Origin of the sequence: Halorubrum sp. GN12_10-3_MGM, assembly GCF_005435235.1 — an archaeon.
GTDB classification, from domain to species: Archaea; Halobacteriota; Halobacteria; order Halobacteriales; family Haloferacaceae; genus Halorubrum; species Halorubrum ezzemoulense.
In genome coordinates this window covers 78,125-94,172 of sequence record NZ_SGUB01000006.1, presented here as the reverse complement: position 1 = coordinate 94,172, position 16,048 = coordinate 78,125, and the positions used below count along the sequence as shown (strand labels likewise).

At 69.9% G+C, this 16,048-nt stretch carries 18 protein-coding genes and 2 tRNA genes; 12 read left to right on the top strand and 8 right to left on the bottom strand.

All coding sequences use genetic code 11. The features are described 5' to 3' along the window. Positions 1 to 92 precede the first annotated feature (92 nt). Positions 93 to 1,457, bottom strand: a complete 1,365-nt coding sequence (locus EXE47_RS06630) for a hemolysin family protein (protein ID WP_049932931.1) — start codon at positions 1,455 to 1,457, stop codon at positions 93 to 95. 179 nt (positions 1,458 to 1,636) lie between these two features. Here EXE47_RS06630 and tmk point away from each other — a divergent pair, with 179 nt between their 5' ends. Beyond that, on the top strand, positions 1,637 to 2,230 hold the full coding sequence (gene tmk, locus EXE47_RS06625) for a dTMP kinase (RefSeq protein WP_049932930.1): 594 nt from the start codon (positions 1,637 to 1,639) through the stop codon (positions 2,228 to 2,230). Between the two features lie 21 nt (positions 2,231 to 2,251). On the opposite strand, the gene EXE47_RS06620 is transcribed toward tmk, so the two are convergent. Beyond that, complete coding sequence (locus EXE47_RS06620) at positions 2,252 to 2,575, bottom strand: hypothetical protein (protein ID WP_049932929.1); 324 nt, start codon at positions 2,573 to 2,575, stop codon at positions 2,252 to 2,254. 39 nt (positions 2,576 to 2,614) lie between these two features. Continuing rightward, positions 2,615 to 3,142, bottom strand: coding sequence for a DUF5813 family protein (locus tag EXE47_RS06615; RefSeq protein ID WP_049932928.1), 528 nt, complete (start codon positions 3,140 to 3,142; stop codon positions 2,615 to 2,617). Positions 3,143 to 3,299: 157 nt separating this feature from the next. On the opposite strand from EXE47_RS06615, the gene EXE47_RS06610 reads away from it, so the two are divergent. Together EXE47_RS06610 and pyrF are read left to right on the top strand one after the other, a co-directional pair. Further along, complete coding sequence (locus EXE47_RS06610) at positions 3,300 to 4,604, top strand: carboxylate--amine ligase (protein ID WP_049932927.1); 1,305 nt, start codon at positions 3,300 to 3,302, stop codon at positions 4,602 to 4,604. Positions 4,605 to 4,678: 74 nt separating this feature from the next. Next, entirely contained in the window at positions 4,679 to 5,509 is an 831-nt protein-coding gene (pyrF, locus tag EXE47_RS06605) for an orotidine-5'-phosphate decarboxylase (protein ID WP_049932926.1), read from the top strand. 19 nt (positions 5,510 to 5,528) lie between these two features. Here pyrF and EXE47_RS18685 read toward each other — a convergent pair whose 3' ends face one another. Further along, entirely contained in the window at positions 5,529 to 5,669 is a 141-nt protein-coding gene (locus tag EXE47_RS18685) for a hypothetical protein (protein WP_167373098.1), read from the bottom strand. A gap of 50 nt (positions 5,670 to 5,719) precedes the next feature. Here EXE47_RS18685 and trmY point away from each other — a divergent pair, with 50 nt between their 5' ends. From trmY to EXE47_RS06575, 6 genes are all read left to right on the top strand, one after another. Then, positions 5,720 to 6,334, top strand: coding sequence for a tRNA (pseudouridine(54)-N(1))-methyltransferase TrmY (trmY, locus tag EXE47_RS06600; protein ID WP_049932925.1), 615 nt, complete (start codon positions 5,720 to 5,722; stop codon positions 6,332 to 6,334). A gap of 11 nt (positions 6,335 to 6,345) precedes the next feature. Next, entirely contained in the window at positions 6,346 to 6,780 is a 435-nt protein-coding gene (locus EXE47_RS06595) for a CHY zinc finger protein (protein ID WP_049932924.1), read from the top strand. 395 nt (positions 6,781 to 7,175) lie between these two features. Further along, positions 7,176 to 7,248, top strand: a tRNA-Pro gene (locus tag EXE47_RS06590). 278 nt (positions 7,249 to 7,526) lie between these two features. Then, positions 7,527 to 8,975: a response regulator gene (locus EXE47_RS06585; RefSeq protein WP_089308735.1), complete on the top strand. Its 1,449-nt coding sequence runs from the start codon at positions 7,527 to 7,529 to the stop codon at positions 8,973 to 8,975. A gap of 105 nt (positions 8,976 to 9,080) precedes the next feature. After that, positions 9,081 to 9,854: a DUF429 domain-containing protein gene (locus EXE47_RS06580; protein WP_089308734.1), complete on the top strand. Its 774-nt coding sequence runs from the start codon at positions 9,081 to 9,083 to the stop codon at positions 9,852 to 9,854. 52 nt (positions 9,855 to 9,906) lie between these two features. Further along, positions 9,907 to 10,608: a TVP38/TMEM64 family protein gene (locus EXE47_RS06575; RefSeq protein ID WP_049932921.1), complete on the top strand. Its 702-nt coding sequence runs from the start codon at positions 9,907 to 9,909 to the stop codon at positions 10,606 to 10,608. A gap of 25 nt (positions 10,609 to 10,633) precedes the next feature. On the opposite strand, the gene EXE47_RS06570 is transcribed toward EXE47_RS06575, so the two are convergent. Together EXE47_RS06570 and EXE47_RS06565 are read right to left on the bottom strand one after the other, a co-directional pair. Next, entirely contained in the window at positions 10,634 to 11,056 is a 423-nt protein-coding gene (locus tag EXE47_RS06570; RefSeq protein ID WP_089308733.1) for a GtrA family protein, read from the bottom strand. Beyond that, on the bottom strand, positions 11,056 to 12,654 hold the full coding sequence (locus EXE47_RS06565) for a sulfatase-like hydrolase/transferase (protein WP_089308732.1): 1,599 nt from the start codon (positions 12,652 to 12,654) through the stop codon (positions 11,056 to 11,058). The genes EXE47_RS06570 and EXE47_RS06565 overlap by 1 nt, the downstream gene beginning before the upstream one ends. Before the next feature lie 193 nt (positions 12,655 to 12,847). Here EXE47_RS06565 and EXE47_RS06560 point away from each other — a divergent pair, with 193 nt between their 5' ends. Together EXE47_RS06560 and EXE47_RS06555 are read left to right on the top strand one after the other, a co-directional pair. Beyond that, on the top strand, positions 12,848 to 13,804 hold the full coding sequence (locus tag EXE47_RS06560; RefSeq protein WP_089308731.1) for an alpha/beta fold hydrolase: 957 nt from the start codon (positions 12,848 to 12,850) through the stop codon (positions 13,802 to 13,804). A 73-nt stretch (positions 13,805 to 13,877) separates the two neighbouring features. Beyond that, the gene (locus EXE47_RS06555) at positions 13,878 to 14,150 is read left to right on the top strand and encodes a hypothetical protein (RefSeq protein ID WP_089308730.1); all 273 of its coding nucleotides are present in this window, start codon (positions 13,878 to 13,880) and stop codon (positions 14,148 to 14,150) included. A 12-nt stretch (positions 14,151 to 14,162) separates the two neighbouring features. On the opposite strand, the gene EXE47_RS06550 is transcribed toward EXE47_RS06555, so the two are convergent. Next, positions 14,163 to 14,690, bottom strand: a complete 528-nt coding sequence (locus EXE47_RS06550; RefSeq protein ID WP_089308729.1) for a hypothetical protein — start codon at positions 14,688 to 14,690, stop codon at positions 14,163 to 14,165. An 83-nt stretch (positions 14,691 to 14,773) separates the two neighbouring features. Between EXE47_RS06550 and EXE47_RS06545 the strand changes: the two genes are divergently transcribed. Then, positions 14,774 to 14,848: transfer RNA gene (locus EXE47_RS06545), tRNA-Val, on the top strand. A gap of 275 nt (positions 14,849 to 15,123) precedes the next feature. On the opposite strand, the gene EXE47_RS06540 is transcribed toward EXE47_RS06545, so the two are convergent. Then, positions 15,124 to 16,035 carry an SDR family NAD(P)-dependent oxidoreductase gene (locus EXE47_RS06540; RefSeq protein ID WP_086219278.1) on the bottom strand — a complete coding sequence of 304 codons (912 nt, stop codon included), beginning with the start codon at positions 16,033 to 16,035 and terminating at the stop codon, positions 15,124 to 15,126. Positions 16,036 to 16,048: the final 13 nt, after the last annotated feature.

Genomic DNA, 16,048 nt, shown 5'->3' with positions numbered 1-16,048 from the left:
CCGCGCGTGAAAAACGCTCGCGTCGTCTCGGCCGTTCCCGGAACGCCGTCTCGCGGCGTGTGTCGCGTCGCCCTGCGGCGTGTGTCACGTCGTTACGCGGCGTCGTCGTCCGGGTCCGCGCCGGTCGCGGCGTCCGCATCCTCCTCATCGTCGCGTCGCTCCACCCGGACCGTCGAGATGCGCGCGCCGTCGACGGCGGTGACTTCGAAGGAGAATCCCGCCGCTGCGGCGACGTCGCCGATTTCGGGCGAGCGCCCGATCCGGTCGAGGACGAACCCGCCGAGCGTCTCGTAGCCGTCGCCGCTGAGGTCGGTCCCCAGCGCGTCGTTGACGTCGGAGAGGGCGACCGACCCGTCGGCCTCGTGCGCCCCGTCACCGGTCCGCCGGATCGTGTGGCGGTCGTCGGCCACGTCGAACTCGTCGCGGAGGTCGCCGACGAGCGCCTCGGCGACGTCTTCGACCGTCGCGATCCCCTCGAAGGCGCCCCACTCGTCGATCACCGCCGCCACCTGTCGGCGCTCGTCGCGGAACTGGACGAGGAGGTCGCTCGCGCTCGTCGTCTCCGGGACGACGAGGATCTCTCGGGCGAGGCCGCCCGCGGTGGCGCCGTCGTCGCCCTCGGCGGTCGCGCGCAGCACGTCCTTCGCGTCCACGAAGCCGACGACGCGGTCGGCGTCGTCGCGGTCGACGACGGGATACCGCGTGTGGCCGGCCTCAAAGATCGTCTCGCGAATCGCCGCCAGCGACGCGTCCGCCGGCAGCGAGACCACGTCGGGACGCGGAACCATCAGCTCGCGGGCCGCGGTGTCGTCGAGCTCGAAGACCCCCTCGATCATCGCCACCTCGGACTCGTCGACGTGCCCGGCCTCGCCGGCGCGGGCCAGCACGCGACGGATCTCGCGCTCTTCGAGGGTCTCGTCGCTCTCGGAGGCGGGCGGGACCCCGATCAGGCTCGTGAAGGCGTTCGCGGTGCCGTTGAACACCGCGATGCCGGGCGAGAAGATCAGGTACGCCAGCTTCATCGGCGGCGCGAGCAACAGCGAGATCCGCTCCGCCTGCGCGATCGCGATCGTCTTCGGCGCCAGTTCGCCGAAGACGACGTGGAGGAAGGTGATGAACGAGAACCCGACCGCGAACGCGACGAGGTGGACCAACCCCTCCGGCAGGAGCGGGCCGAGGACCGGCTCGATGAGCGCCGCGACCGCCGGCTCGCCGATCCACCCGAGACCGAGCGACGCGAGCGTGATCCCGAGCTGGGTCGCCGCGAGGTAGTCGTCGAGGTTCGTCATCACCTCCCCGAGCGTCTCCGCGCCCGCCTGCCCCTCCTCGACCAGCTGTTCGACCGAGGTGGCACGGATCCTGACGAACGCGAACTCCGAGGCGACGAAGAAGCCGTTCAGGACGACCAGAAACAGCGCGGCTGCGACCCGCGAGAGTGAGACGGCGACGGCTACCATTCGCGCCTCCCGGGCCCGCGGCGAGCCGGTGAGCCGACGGCGGTGCGTGAGTCGACGTTCATGGCGGCCGTTCGCGGAGGGGTCACTAAAAAGGCATGCGAACGCCGCACGCGAGGGAGAAGGGCCGGTCCCTGGACCGGACCCGCGCCGTTTATTCCTCGCCGCGGCGGAACGCCACCATGCTGATCACGCTGGAGGGGCTCGACGGGAGCGGCAAGACGACGGTCTGGGAGGCGCTCCAGGACGTGTACCCCGACGCGACGTTCACCCGCGAACCGACCGACAGCTGGTACGGAGAGGCGGTGGCCCGATCGATGGGCGACTCGGAGGCCGACCCGCTCGCGGAGCTGTTCCTCTACACCGCCGACCACGCGAACCACCTCTCGGAGACAGTTCGACCGGCGCTCGCGGACGGCGACCTGGTCGTCTCCGACCGGTACTCGGACTCGCGGTTCGCCTATCAGGGGGCGACGCTCGCACGGACCGACGCGGATATCAAGCGGCCGCTGGAGTACGTCCGCGGGATCCACGCCGCGTTCTCGCACCCGCCGGACGCGACGATCTACCTCGACCTGGACCCCGAGACGGCGGCCGAGCGCGCCGGGCGAACCGACAAGTTCGAGCGCGACGGCTACCTCGCGGCCGTGCGCGACAACTACGAGCGCCTGATCGACGCCGAGCCCGGGCGGTTCCACCGGGTCGACGCGACGCGGGCGCCCGAGGACGTGGTCGCTCGGGTCGAGGAGGTCGTGGCCGGGCTCGTCGACCGCTGACGGCGTCGCGGTCGAGCCCTCTCAGCGCGTGTCCGGGAGTTCGTACTCGTCGGGCGGCGTGAGGTAGAGGTAGTCGATGGCGGCGCCGAGCGCCATCGGGAGCGCGATCAGAAGCGCCAGCAGGATCGTCGAGCTCCCGACGTTGATCCCGGTCCCGACGCCGAGCGCGCCGGTGAAGACGAGCGTCGAGACGAGCAGCAGGATCGGTGTCAACACGAGCGTGTACAGGATCGACCCCCACGACGTCGAAAGCTGAATCCGGAAGAACCGGGTCGCGACCCCGGCGAGGAACGTGTGGAACGCGACCAACGCGAGGAGGCTGCCGAACCCGAACAGCGCGAGCATGGTCGCCGTACGATCCCCCGACACTTCCCCCTATCGACCTCAGACGGGCCCGCCGCCGCCCTGCTGTCGCGCGGCCGAGAGCAGGTCCGAGACGGGTGCCGTGTACTCGTAGCCCGGGATCACGCCTTGGACGTACGTGCCCTCGACGAAGTCGATCAGGGCGCCCGCGTCGTCGACGCCCCGCCGCTCGTTGATGTCCGAGAGCGCGTAGGTGATCGCGATCTCGTCGTCGTCGCGCTCGACGGCCGGATCGAAATCCCGATCCTTGCGGGTGACGCCGCCGACATCGACGGCGCGGCGCTCGAACGTGTCGACCCAGCCGTCCTCGACCACGTCCGCGACCTCGTCGGCGGTGGCGGCGGAAAGCATTGGCACGCGAACGGTAACGGTGAACCGGATGCGCCCCTCGCCGGCCGGCTCGGCCCGGACGCGCCCGTCGAACGCGGTCGTCGTCGACACCCAGCCGTCGCCGTCGCGCTCGAACGAGCCGTGGTCGCCGAACGCGCGCCGGACTCGGCCGGGGAGTTCGTCGGCCGCGTCGGCGTCGTCGTCCTCGGTTTCGGTCATACCTATCCGGAGGTGACGCGGCCTGAAAAGCCGCTCGCGTCGCCCGCGCGAGCCGGGCATCGCCCCGTCGCCGACGGCCCCGTCGCACCCGTCACCGATACGGGCACACCGAGCCGGTACGTCGGGCGCTTTTATGCGTCGACCGACGAGACGAGGTATGGCTGACCGGTTCCGGTCCACGGAGGGACTGATCGACGCGCTCGCGACCGCCGAGTTCGACCGACCGCCGGCGCTCGTGAGCAACGCGCACATCACCGGGCTCGGGGTCGCGCGCGCCCTCGACGCCCACGACGTGCCCGTCATCGCGCTCGACCGCGCGGGCGACGGCGCCGACACCGAGGCCGAGACCGTCGCACACGACGGCCTCGCGCCCCCCTCTGACGCGGTCGACTACGCGGGGGCGGTGACGTACCCGCTCGACGACCTCGACGGGTTCCGCGAGGACGTGGAGGCGATCGTCGACGCGGCGGGCACCGAGGCCGTCGCGTTCGGCTGCATGGACGAGTGGGCGCTGTCGTACGCCGAGGCAGACCCCGATGGCGTCCGGCTCCCGTTCGCCGGGAGCGAGACGCTCGACGACGTGCTGAACAAGTCCGAGCTGTACGCGACCTGCGAGGAACTCGGCGTGCCCTACCCGGAGACGTACCGGCTCGAAGCGACCGCGGCGAGCGGGACCCGCGAGGCGGACGCCACCGTCGACGAGGCCGCGGCGGCGCTCGGCTTCCCGCTGGTGGTGAAACCCGAACTCAAGCGCGACTTCGAGGAGGCGTTCGGCACCAACGTGATCGAGGTCGCGGACCGCGAGGAGTTCGCGGACGTCGTCGCGGCCGCGGCCGACGAGGGCATCGCGGTGATGGCCCAGAAGCGCGTCGACATCGCGGCGGGACGGGACCACTCGCTGGCCTCCTACGTCCCCCCGTCCGGGAGCGACGACGCGCTCGCGGTGGTCGGCAACGCGGCGGTCCGGTACCCGCGAAACTTCGGCACCTCCTGTCTCGTCGAGACCGCGGACGAGCCGGCGATCCGGGAGCACGCGCTCGCCGTCCTCGATGACGCGGGCTACCACGGGATCAGCGAGGCGGAGTTCGTCTACGACGCCGACCGCGAGGAGTTCCTGCTGCTCGACGTCAACACCCGGCCGTGGAAGTGGATCGGGATGCCCGTCGCCGCGGGCGCGAACCTCCCGATGGCCGCCTACGCGGCGGTCACCGACGCGACCTACGAGTCGTCCGGAATCGAGCCGATGCGGTGGGTGTACCTTCGCGACTACCTCTCGCTGCTCGCGGGCGACGACGCGTTCTGGGACCAGCTGTCGGCCGCCGACTGGCGGCGGCTCGTCTCCGGCGCGTTCGAGCGCGAGGGCGACCTGACGGCGGGCGTCTACCGCCCCTCGGACCCCGATCCGGCCGCGAAGCTGCTAGAGACCGAGTTCGTCGACCGCGAGTACTACTGCTCCTGTTGAGGCGCCCCCGACCGGGAGACGCGTGAGCGACCGCGGAACGCAACGATTAGTTCGCCCGCCGACACAGGGCGCGTATGGACTTCTTCGAGGCGCTCGCGGACCGGATCGAGGCCGTCGACAGCGTCGTCTCGGTCGGGCTCGACCCCGACCCGAGCCGGCTCCCCGACGCCGTGGCCGACGCCGATCTACCGCGGTGGGCGTTCAACCGCCGGATCATCGACGCCACCCACGAGCACGCCGCCTGCTACAAGCCGAACGCCGCGTTCTACGAGGATCCGGACGGCTGGCGCGCGCTGCGCGAGACCGCGGCGTACGCCGAGGGGAAGGGCGTCCCCGTCCTGCTCGACGCGAAGCGCGGCGACATCGGCAACACGGCGCGGCGGTACGCCGAGGTGCTCGACCACGTCGACGCGATCACGGTGAACCCCTACCTCGGGCGCGACTCGCTCCAGCCGTTCCTCGACCGCGCGGACAAGGGCGTGTTCGCGCTCTGTCGCACCTCGAACCCCGGCGGCGCGGACCTCCAGGATCTCGAACTCGCCTCCGGCGAGCCGCTGTACGAGCGCGTCGCGGCGCTCGCGGGCGTGTGGAACGCGAACGACAACGTCGGACTCGTCGTGGGGGCGACGACGCCCGAGGAGCTGGAGACGGTCCGCGAGATCGTCCCCGAGATCCCGTTCCTCGTTCCCGGCGTCGGCGCGCAGGGGGGCGACCCCGAGGCCGCGGTCGAACACGGGCTCGCCGAGCGCCCGGACCTCCCGGTCGACGTCGGGCTCGTGAACTCCTCGCGCGGGATCATCTTCGCAGGCGAGGAGTCGAGCCGGCCCGGCGACGAGGCGACGTACTTCGGCGCCGCGGGCGACGCGGCGAAGCGACTCAAGAAGCGGCTGAACCGGCACCGCTGAGCCGTCGCGTCGCGACGCGTTAGCGCCGCCCGGCGACGCAGGCGGTACAGGCTCGGGCCGTCTCGTCCCAGTGGTCGTCGCAGACGGCGCGGCCGCAGCGGTCGCAGGCGCGGCTCGCGGTAGCCGCCTCGCAGATCTGGCACAGTCCAGTGCGGCTCACGGCGGCGGTTGGGTCGGACGGCTTATGACGATCGGGGGCGACCGCCCGGTATGCGCCAGTTCGTCGTCATCGGCCGCGACGTGCCAACCGATCCGGACGCGATATCGCTGTCCGACATCCCCGGGGCCGGCCGGCTCGACCTCCTCTGCCGGTGCGTGAGCGCCGGCGTCTTCCTCTCGCACGGCATCCGCGAGTCCGTCCGGGTCCACCTCGCGATCGCCGACGAGTTCACCGTCTCCTTCGACTCTGACGCGCTCCGGCACCTCCACCCCGACGAGCGCAACGTCGCCGCGCGGGTCCGCGACGCGCTCGACGCGCGAGACGAGGCGATCGGCCACATGCCCGCAGACGTCTCTCCGGGCGTCGAACTCCGCCGGATGGGGCTCGACGCGACGCTCGACCGGCTCGTCGGCGCGGACGGCCGCGGCCCGGACGGGACGCTCGTCCAGCTCCACGAGGACGGCGCCCCGCTCATCGACGCCGAACCGCCGGAAGATCCGGTGTTCGTGCTCTCGGACCACCACGACTTCGCGCCGGACGAGGCGGCTGCGGTCGACGAGCGCGCCGACCGCCGGCTCCGGGTCGGCCCCGAACTGCTCCACGCGGACCACGCGATCACGGTGGTCCACAACTGGCTCGACACCGACGGGTACGCCAGCTACTGACTGCGGGACGGATGACCGCACCACCCCCCGGCAGCGACCCGTCGCCGCCCGACCGAGAGACCACGACCGCGCCCGACGCGGACTCCCGGTTCGCGGTTCCACTCCGCGGGGTGGCCGTCGACCCCGAGACGCGCTGCGCCCACTGGGACGACCCCGTCGACGTGGTCGCGCTCCGGTTCGGCTGCTGCGAGGCGTACTACCCCTGCGACGCCTGCCACGACGCCGCGACCGACCACGAGGCGGTCCCGTGGCCCCGCGACCGCTTCGACGATCCGGCGGTCCTGTGTGGCGTCTGCGAGACGACGATGACCGCGAGCGAGTACCTCGACTGCGACGATACGTGCCCGGCGTGCGGCGCCGCGTTCAATCCCGGTTGTCGGAAGCATCGGGGCCGGTACTTCGAGGTGGCGGGCTCGGGGGACGAGGACGGTGACGACGGTTTATAACTGATGGCGCGGCAGCGGTGGCGTGTGCCTGCGAGCGCCCGACGGGCGCGAGTCAGGACGCGCGAGGGAGTCAGGCGCGACGAGGGCGACTGAAGGGAGCCCGCAGGACGCGCCTGACGAGGCTGGGGAGGCGTGAGGTGCGGTTGCGGTGCGGGACGGGACTCGAAGGGGCAGTCGCGAGGACGAAGACGCGCGACGTAAGGACCGCAGGGAGCGAGTGAAACGAGCGACTGAGGACCGCAACGAGCGCATCGAGTCCTCGCGACTGGGGCTTCGTGGTACCCGCGTCTGGCGTCGATGAACTGGATATTCTATCGACTCCTCCCCCCTCCGGTCCGTCTTGATCGCCCCCCTTTCGGAAGGATTAAAAGAACGAACGGCTTTCTGTCGAGTGCGGGCCGGTGGGGTAGCTTGGTATCCTTCGGCCTTCGGGTGGCCGTAACCACGATTCAAATTCGTGCCGGCCCACTTCTCCCGCATTCTCCGCCGACTACTGACGCGTACCTACCTTCGGTGAAGCCGCGGTGTTCCGCCGCGGATGTCACCCGACCACCGCGTTCCGAGACGTGTGTTTCCCGGGCGCAGCGGGGAGGCCGAAACGGCGGAAATCGCGGTCCCGTCGCCGGTGATCTGAAGTATAAGGTATCCGGGACGATCGGTCGAACAGCTCCCCGATCGGCTTCTCGAAACGAGACACTACAGCCAGATATTTTTCCGTTTAGAACCCCTCTTGATCGGTAGTTGGAATGTCGATCGATAACCCGAATGAAGCCGCCACTGCGTCGATCGAAGTCTTACATGTCGACGACGATCCCGCGTTTCTCGACCTGACCAAATCCTTCATCGAGCGGGAGCTCGGCGACGTCGAAATAACCACGGTGGCCAGTCCGGACGCGGTGCTCGACACGCTCGACGAGCGGTCCGTCCACTGCGTCGTGAGCGACTACGAGATGCCCGGGACGGACGGACTCGAACTGCTCGACGCCGTCCGCGATCACTACGCCGACCTCCCCTTCATCCTCTACACGGGGAAGGGCAGCGAAGAGATCGCGGCGCAGGCGATCAACGCCGGCGTGACCGGGTACCTCCAGAAGGGCGGCCCCGACCAGCACCGCCGCCTGGCCAACCGGGTCAAGCACGCCGCGACGGAGTACCGCGCCCAGATCGAGTCGGAGCGGTACTCGACGGTCCTCCGGGCGCTCGACTATCCGATCTACGTCGTGAACGCCGAGGCGGAGTTCGAGTACGTCAACGAGGCGTTCCTCGACCTCGTCGGCTACGACAGGGAGGCGATCATCGGCAGCCCGCCGGGCAAGATCAAGACCGACGAGGGTGTCCAGCGGGCGAACGACATGCTCGCGACGATCGTCTCCAGCGCGGGGCCGGAGACGCAGCAGTTCCGGGTGGACATCCACACGAAAGACGGCGAGACGGTGCCGTGTTACGACCACATGGCCGCGCTCCCGTTCGACGACGAGTTCCGCGGGTCCGTGGGGATCCTCCGTGACGCGACGCGCGAACAGCGGCAGCGCGAGGAGCTGATCAGACAGAACAAGCGGCTCGACGAGTTCACGTCGATCGTGTCGCACGACCTCCGGACGCCGCTCCAGAACGCGAAGACGGCGGCGGAGATGGCTCGCGCCGAGAGCGAGGCGACGCACTTCGAGGCCCTCGAACGGGAACACGAGCGGATGGAGCAGATGATCGGCGAGCTGCTCACGCTCGCGAAGGAGGGCGAGTCGGTGTCCGAGCCGGAGCCGGTCGACGTCGGCGCGCTCGCCGCGGAGGCCTGGAAACCGTTCGGCTGTCCGGCCGACACGCTCGACGTGGTGGACGACGAGATCACCGTCTCCGGCGACCGCTCCCGGATCCGGCGGCTCCTCGAGAATCTCTTCCGCAACGTCGACGACCACTGCGGGTCGCCCGTGACCGTGACGATCGGGGCGTCCGCCGACGGGTTCTACGTCGCCGACGACGGGCCGGGGCTCGACGAGACGGACTGCGAGAGCGTGTTCGAAGCGGGGTACACGACCGCCACGGACGGGACCGGGTTCGGGCTGACTATCGTCGAGCGAATCGCCGACGCCCACGGGTGGGACATCTCGGTCGGCGACAGCGCGAGCGGCGGCGTCCGGTTCGACGTGACCGTCGACCCGGCGGTTCCCGTGACAGACGACGTACCCGTCTCGCCGTAGCGGGCCACGCCGCGGCTTCGACCGCACCTCGCAGGGCCCTGTGCCCCGAGCGATCGGTCCGCGGACCGGGCCGATTGAATAGGCACGGGAACGAGCGATCGATCGATGACACCCGACACCGTCGCGGGCGTCGACTGGGCGGGCGGCGCGTGGCTCGCGGTCGTGTTCGACGGGACCGGCGGGCCGGACGCGCGCCTCGAACGCGACCTCGAAGCGCTGTGGAACGACGGCGTTGATCGGCTGCTGGTCGACGTGCCGATCGGTCTCCCCCACGACGCCGAGACGCTGGTGAAGCGCGAGGCCGTCGACTCGGCCGCGCGGTCGGCCGCCGAGCGTCCGAGCAGCGTGTTCCCCGTCCCCTCGCGGGGCGCGTGCGAAGCGGCCAGAGACGGCGCTGACTACGAGGCGGTGAGCGAGCGGAACCGGGCCGACCTCGGCAAGGGGCTCAGCCGACAGTCGTACCACATCGCGCCGGCGGTCGGCGAGGTCGACGCGTTCCTCCGGCGGGACGAGGCGGCGCGCGAGGCGGTCATGGAGGCGCACCCGGAGGTGTGCTTCCGCGGGCTCAACGGCCGGCGGCTCGACCACTCGAAGACCACGGCCCCGGGCGTCGGCGAGCGGCTCGGCGCGCTCGACGGGCACCTCGACGACCCGGGCGCCGCGCTCGGTCGGGTCTGTCGACGGCTCGCAGACGAGCCCACCGACGCCGTGAGGGAGGCGGACCCCACCGCCGACGACGCCGTGGACGCGCTCGGGCTGGCGGTCGTCGCCCGCCGGCCGGTCGACGAGCTACGGTTCCTGCCGGGTGACGCGGATCACCGGGACGACGAGGGGGTCCCGATGCGGATGGCCTACTGGAGCGCGGACCCGTTGGCGTGAGGATCCGCCGGGTGGTAAGGTTGAAGTCCCTCTGTCACCCGCTACGACACGAATGAAACTCTTCTCCTCGCGGGCGGACCGCCGGCGAGGGATCGCGGCCGCGGTCGGCGTCGCGGTCCTCGCGGTCGGGCTCTACGTCCTCGTGAGCCGCTACGCAGGGTTCCTCACCAACGCGGAGGCCCTCCGGACGTGGCTCGACCAGTTCGGTATCTTCGCCCCCATCGTCTTCATCGGCCTTCAGGCCCTCCAAGTCATCGTCGCCCCGATCCCAGGGCAGGTCGTCGCGCTGGTCGCGGGGTTCCTCTTCGGCCCGCTCGCGGGCACGGTGTACAGCCTCACCGGCGTGCTGATCGGGAGCGCGGTAGCCTTCTCGCTCTCGAAGCGGTACGGGCGCACCTTCGTGGAGCGGGTCATCCACGAGGACGTGATCGCCCGCTTCGACGGGTTCGTCGACACAGTCGGCGTTCCCGGGCTGTTCGCGTTCGTCATCATTCCCGGCCTCCCCGACGACGCGATCTGCTTCCTGAGCGGCCTCACCAAGTGGTCGCTACCGACGTTCATGGCCGTCATCGCGGTCGGTCGCCTTCCGGCGTACGTCCTCACCGTGTACGCGGGGGGCCAACTCGCGAGCGGCCGGTTCCTCTCGGCGATGGCGCTCGTCGCGCTCGTCGTCGCCGCGTCCGCGGTCGGGTACTACAAGCAGGAGGCGGTCCGCGACCTCGTCGAACGCGTCGAGCCGCGGCTCCCCTTCTGAGGGGCCCGAGACGAGCGATCCGGGGTCAGCCCCACGTCCAGTGCGCGTCGAGGACGAACCGGTAGAGTCCGCTGACGAGGATCGCGGCCACGTTCGCGATCAGGTACATCACCCCGGCCCACTCGACGAGCGCGGCGAGCACGCCGAGCTGGATCGGAATCGCCGTGCCGCGGACCAAATTCGTCTTCAGCAGTCCGGCGAGGTACTCGGAGGCGCCCGTGTTCCGGCTCGCCCGGAACGTCCACGCGTTGTTGAGGACGTACGAGCAGACGATCGTGATCTCGATCGCGATCGTCGCGCCGACGATGTAGTTCAGTCCCGCGGTGTCGACGAACAGCCAAAGCAGGGCGAGCTGGAGCCCTGCGGTGAGCGCACCGACGACGACGAACCGGCGCATCTGGACCGCGATCGGTCCGCTGGCGAGGTCGCGGAGGACCGCTCGAAGCATCACTTATACCCGAGCGCTTCGAGGCGAGCTTCGAGGTCTTCGTCGACCTCGTCGTCGCCCCGCTCGGCGGCGGCCGCCTCCGCCGCGGCGCCGCGCTCGCGGAGCAGTTTCGCGTGGGAATCGACGACCGGGGCGAGCCGGTCGATGACTGCTTGTCCCTCCGCGTCGGGGTCGACCGCGAGGTTCTCTTGTTGGGTTGGATCCGTGGGACGGTGGTACAGCTCGCGGTCGCCGGCGTCGACGTTCTCGATGTACGTCCAGTCGTCGTCGCGCGCGCTGACGAACAGGTCGCCGTCGGACAGTGACCGGGGGATCGGCTGCTGGGTCACGTCCTCGCCCCGGACGGTCACCGAGACGACGGGGTCGGCAGCGTCGCGGTCACCGTCGCCGCCGGACTCGGACGGCGCATCGACGACGGTGTCGGAGGGCGTCTCCTCTCCGGCGGCAGAGAGCGTCTCCTCGCCGCCGCCGGAGCGCCTCTCCTCGCCGCGGAGCGCCGGCAGGAGCGACTCGCCGTGCCACTCGGGCACCGGATCGACGCCGAGGAGGTCCGCGACCGTTGGGGGGATCGCATCGAGGCCCACGTGGCCGTCGACGTGGCCGCCGTCGAGCCCGGGCACGTCGGCCACGAACGGAACGTGGATCAGCTCGTCGTACAGCTTCGGGTAGTGGGCGAGGTGGCCGTGTTCCTGGAACTCCTCGCCGTGGTCCCCCGCGAGCAGCACCGCGGTGTCGTCGCGGACGCCCGCGGCGTCCAAGGCGTCGAGCAGTCGCCCGACGCTGGCGTCGACCTGCCGCACCGTCGCCTGGTACAGCGTCCGCAGTTCGCTGAGCGTCCGCTCGCCGACTTCGAGGCCGAGGCTCGTCCGGGCGTGCGCGTGGAGCATCTGGTGCGTGCCGACGATACCGTCGGACACCTCGCGGATGTAGCGCGGCGCGGGGACGTACGGCGTGTGCGTGTCCATGTAGTGGACCCAGAGGAAGAACGGCTCGTCGGTGTCGTCGACGAACCCGGTCGCGGCGTCCTCGACGTCGAACATGCGCGAGGCGTCGAGGAACGGGCGGTCGTCGCTGTCGCCGCGGAACTTCGAGCCGAGCCGACGGACGGGCGAGGTCGCGAGCTGGATCCACGCCTCGACGGTCGGGTGGGCCGCGAGGTACCGGCTGTAGACGCTGGATCCGACGCTGGTGACGAACGGCTCGAACTCGTCGAAGCCGTCGGGATACCCCCAGTGGTCGGTGAGGAATCCGTTCGCGGCGTTGAAGCCGCCGGTCGCGATCCCGGCGTCGGAGAGCACCTCCGCGAGCGTCACCGACTCGTCGACGCCGATGTCACCGGACCGAGTGAACACCGGTTCCGAGGCGAGGATCGACGGGAACGAGAACGGCGTCCAGTTGCCGGTCGCGAACGCGCGGTCGAACACGGTTCCCCCGTCGGCGAGCCCGTCGATCACCGGCGAGCGTCGCTCCGGGTCGTACGGGGAGACCGCGTCCGCCCGCAGCGAGTCAACCGTCACGAGGACGACGTTCGAGACGGCCGCGTCGTCGCTCGGCGTACCGGGGTCTGCGGCCGTCCGGGTCGACGAATCGGATGTCATAGAGTACGCGGCGGACCCCCCGCGGCCGCGCCTCGGGCGGCGGCGCGCGGAGCGTCACGAGTATACTTAAATGCGGTTTGCCAGCGGTTTGAGGATTTCGATCCCTCCCATCTCCCGGAGCGCGGCAGTCCGTGGGTCCGTGTGCGCCCGCGTCGAGCGTAGCTATTTGCCCGTCCCGCTCCTCAACCCGACCATGCGCGAGACGCCACAGAGCGGACCGGTCGACGCCGCGGCGCTGCCGGAGTCGGTCCCCGACGACGAGATTCCCGAGTCGATCCCCGCCGAGTCCAGGGCGATCGAGACCAGCGGTGCGACACTTCACGCCGTTGAGGCCGGTCCGGAGGACGGGAAGCTCCTCGTGCTGCTCCACGGGTTCCCCGAGTTCTGGTACGGTTGGCACGAGGCGGTCGTCCCGCTCGCGAACGCCGGCTACCGCGTCGTGGTCCCCGACCAGCGCGGCTACAACCTCTCGGCGAAGCCGTCGGCGGTGCGCGATTATCGGATCGGCGAACTCTCGCGCGATGTCGTCGACCTGATCGACGCATACGACCGCGAGACGGCCGCCGTCGCGGGGCACGACTGGGGGGCCGCGGTGGCGTGGTGGCTCGCTCTCCACCACGAGGACCGTCTCTCGGAGCTGGTCGCGGTCAACGTCCCGCATCCGACGGTGTTCGAGGAGGCGCTCCGGGGGTCGTGGGACCAGCGGCTCAAGAGCTGGTACATGCTCGCGTTCCAGCTCCCGAAACTGCCCGAGGCGGTCGCCAGCGCGGGGAACTGGCGGCTCGCGACGAACGCGCTGCGGGACACGAGCGCACCCGGCACCTTCACCGACGAGGACCTGCGCCGGTATCGCCGGGCGTGGAACCGCGACGGCGCGTTCGAGGCGATGGTGAACTGGTACCGCGCGATCGTGCGCGACCGCCCCGAGCCGATCAAGAGGGAGGTGGCCGTCCCGACGCTCGTGATCTGGGGCGCGCAGGACCAGTTCCTCGCGCGCCGACTGGCCAACGAGAGCGTCGACCGCTGCGCCGACGGTCGCCTGCTCGCGATAGAGGAGGCGAGCCACTGGGTCGTCCACGAACACCCGCACCGCGTCGCCGAGGCGATCGCGGACCACGCCGACCCTCTCCCGCCGGGCGCGCGCGAGTGAGGCCGGCCGTTTCGAATACTGTCCCCGCCGAGTCGCCACAAAGGTTATATCTGCCCTCGGCCAAGGGACAGATATGAGCAAACACTTCGAAGACGCGCGGTACTACCTGGGTCGGGCGGCCGAACACGCGAAGGCGGGCGTGGTAGAAGAGTTAGAGCCGGTCGAAGCCCGCGTGAAGGAGCTCGTCGGCCGGGAAGACGAGGAACCGGAGCCGTCGCGGCTGGACAAGCTCCAAGCGGACCTGAAGGACCTCGAAGAGCGCGCCGAGGGCGAGGCCCGCGAGGCGGTCGCGTCCGCCCGGAAGCGCGTCGCGGAGTACCGCGGCAAGGACACCGCCGCCGAGTAGTCGCGCCGCGTCCTATCGGATCGGCGGCTCCGCTCCGGCGGTTTCGTCCCCACCGATCCGTTCGTCAGCGGGAACCACCGCGTACTCGATGCCCGCTTCTTCGAACAGCGACCGCACCCGTTCGATGCCCCGCTGTGCGTCGACCTCCGTCGCGCGGTAGTGCCGGACCGGGTGGCGGATCCACGACGGCTCCCAGTGGGCGTACACGTCCGTGGTCGAGCGGTCGGGGCCGACGTACAGCGCGAGGTGGAGCTGGTCGTCGCTGGCGAGCGCCCCCTCGGGGTACCACGCCCAGCTCGCGACGGTCGTCTCGGGCGGCGTCTCGTAGTCGCGGTACTTCAGCGAGGAGACGAGGTTGCGGACGAACCCGAGCCGGTGGAGCTGCGCTTCGACGAGGGGAAACGGCTCGCGGAGCGTGAACGCGTACTGCTCGCGCGGCGTCTCGCGCTCGGCGTAGAGCCCGACGAGCGACAGGGGCGCGTGGAGGAGGCTCGCGACGCTCTGTCGGACCCGTTCGAGGAACCGGAGTTCGTGGGTCACGGCGGGGGATCCGAGCGGGTCCGGGATGTACTTTCCGCGTAAGGTAACTCTTAAGTCCGGAGGTCGGATACCTCGAAGTGAGCGGGTTGGTGGTCTAGCTAGGTTATGACGGCTCCTTCACACGGAGCAGGCCGGCGGTTCGAATCCGCCCCAACCCATGCGTCTTCCTGCGGTTTCTGAAGTAGACAGCCTTCGCTGTGTCATTCAGTCTGGGGAGATAGCTCTCTTTCCAGCTATCTGTGTTCAGTGTACTGGGTCGGTCAGGCCCTTCGATCAAAATAAGTCTGTAATTCTTGTCAGCACAAAATCACAAACCGACAGTAACAACCAATGATCGGTCACAGCCGCCAAGGTCCTCTATCAGCTAGCAAACGTGGCTCTGTTGAATGCTTCTAAAGACGAAGTGGATATCGTACTGTCGCAAACGCCCAGTTCATTCGGCACCTTCTGCGAGGGGCGTAGCTATCCCGAGCAGATCCGCGCTCGCATTCCAGAGACGCTGCGCCGCATAGGTGCCCTGTGCCGGAGCGGACGGCTGTGTCGGCCGTTGATCGCTGAAGTATCGTCCAGAGATCGTCGCTGTCCGCGGCGAGAGGGCGGGCACCAGAATCTCGGCCGCCCCCTCGGCAACGCTCGTGACGATCGGCAGACCATCGAGCGCTTCGAGGACGCGGGGGATCGGTCCAGGGAGGAACCGACTGAACCCGCTTCCCGGGATCGCACCGGGATGGATGCTATTCGAGACAACGTCCCGGTCGGCGGCGTCAAGTCGTCTAGCGAGTTCACTCGAGAAGAGAATATTCGCGAGCTTCGAGTGGCTGTACGCCCACATGCCAGAGTACTCGTCGAGCGTCTGAACCCGCGAGAGGTCCAGTGACGTCCCCTGGTGCGCGGCCGAGGCCGTCGTGACGATTCGACTGCCGGCGGTGAGATGGTCGAGCAGCTCCGCGGTCAACAGATACGGGCTGAGGTGGTTGACGTGGAACGTGTACTCGACGCCGAGGTCGGTGAGCCGCCCGCTTCGGAAGAAGCCGCCCGCGTTGTTGATGAGGAGGTCAAGGCCGTCAGTCGTCCGGCGGACGGTCGCGGCCAGTTCTCGGACGGCGTCGGGGTCAGCGAAATCGGCCCGAACGAACTGACCGTCTGACCCGAGCGCGTCGAGTTCGTTCACGACCGCCGCCCCGGCCTCCTGATCGCGACCGTGGACGATGACATCGGCACCGAGACGCCCCAACGCGAGCGCCGCAGCGCGGCCGATGCCGCTCGTCGAACCGGTCACGAGCGCTCGCGTTTCGGAACAGTCCACGTCCGCAACGCCCGCGATAGCTTCGGGCTGCGTAGTCATACGAACCATTCGT